The 1,525-nt window shown below is 41.7% G+C and carries 1 protein-coding gene and 1 pseudogene; one reads left to right on the forward strand and one right to left on the reverse strand.

Features of this window, described 5'->3' with window-relative positions; genetic code table 11:
- Positions 1-151: 151 nt before the first annotated feature.
- A pseudogene (locus F0249_RS19870) lies at positions 152-1,200 on the reverse strand (IS630 family transposase).
- 152 nt (positions 1,201-1,352) lie between these two features.
- On the opposite strand from F0249_RS19870, the gene F0249_RS19875 reads away from it, so the two are divergent.
- The coding region (locus F0249_RS19875; protein WP_171757629.1) for a helix-turn-helix domain-containing protein at positions 1,353-1,525 on the forward strand (173 nt) is incomplete at its 3' end.

Consider the following 1,525-nt stretch of genomic DNA (forward strand, 5'->3'; position numbering starts at 1 on the left):
TCAAAACTGGCGTCAGGCTATGAGTCGGTTTATTATCGAGTTCGAGGAACGTCTCGATAAACACGTTAACTAAATGGCAGTTACACAGAATCTGTTACAGCCTCCAACGATACCGATGCTGACTCCTCATTAATTATACCTACCCCATTAATTACCCTATCAGTTTAGTCCAACCTCTAGAGCAGAATGACATAACTCTGCGTTTATCCTCACAAAACCGATTCCATGCACCGCATAGTGTCTCTACGATATCGTCATAGCTTTCGAAACACCTGTTTGCTACTTCATTTGGCGAAGCCAACTCCATACCTGTTCTATAGGGTTAAGCTTGGGAGAATAAGGTGGGATATGGATAACTGTGAGGTTCTCAGATTCATCGGCAAGATGGCTCTGATGCCAACTAGCTTGCTCCATGATAACAACAGCATGCTTACCAACCCGTTTGGCTTGAGACATTAATCTGAGTTGCTATTTCATTGCTTCCATATTGCTCAGGGGAACCACTATCGCTTCAGCTTCTCCTGTCGTAACACATACTGCGCCGAACAGGTATGCATACTCGAATTGCGGTTGTTGTACTACTCTGGGGCGCGTACCTTTCTCTGCCCATATTCGCGTAGTTGTATCACGTCGACCAAATCTAGCCTCGTCTTGAAACCATATTTGGACATCTTTTAAGGGCGCATGACCAGGGATCTTAAGGATCGTTTCGATTGGGAGTTTTTTAAAAGCTTCTTGGGCTTCAACTGATTGCTTAGGATGCTTAGGATGCTTAGGATGCTTAGGATGCTTAGAACGAGTAGTGATCCAACTCAGACCTATGTCATGTAATAACTAATAGAGCGCCGACTTTTTATATGATGTATCGAAATGGCTCTCTATATAAAGCCCAATGTCTCTCGCTTGAAGGCGGTTGCCACTTTCATTAGCTGCGAGTTCGATAACATATTCTTTGACTTGTGATTTCTGCTCATCAGTTAGGCGATGGGGTCTACCAGAATGTGGTTTATCTTGAAGTCCTTCAAGACCATTATCGAGATATGCTTTGACCCATTAATTGACGCTTACTCTACTAACTTTAAGGTACTTAGCTATTTTAGTGCGACTTCTACCGTCAACAAAATGAGAAACAGCTAAATAACGCATTCTAAGTCGAGCCTTGGAAGTGGAATTAATCAAACCCGGGAAGTCATGCTTCATAAGGACGCCTTTTAAAAATCTTTATTAGATCATAAAATTAACGGAATTGGTATAAGCCCCTTAGAGACTATGTATTGCGATTTGTTGGCCTAATACCAATTAGAGAAAAAATATGATCTAATTAGGGCGTCGCCATCTTACGGGAAATTGCTATGGATAGCCTTGATAATACTGATTTCAAAAAACTTGTGAGCCAACAAAAAACCATTCAAATGAAAATACGATTACTGGCTCTTGAGCACTTTAAGCGAGGAAAATCCCGCACTCAAATAGCGAAAGACCTGCAAGTCAGTCGTACTAGTGTGAATAAATGGGTTCGCCTTTT

Source organism: Vibrio sp. 03-59-1, from assembly GCF_013114135.1.
In the GTDB taxonomy this organism is placed as follows: Bacteria; Pseudomonadota; Gammaproteobacteria; order Enterobacterales; family Vibrionaceae; genus Vibrio; species Vibrio cortegadensis.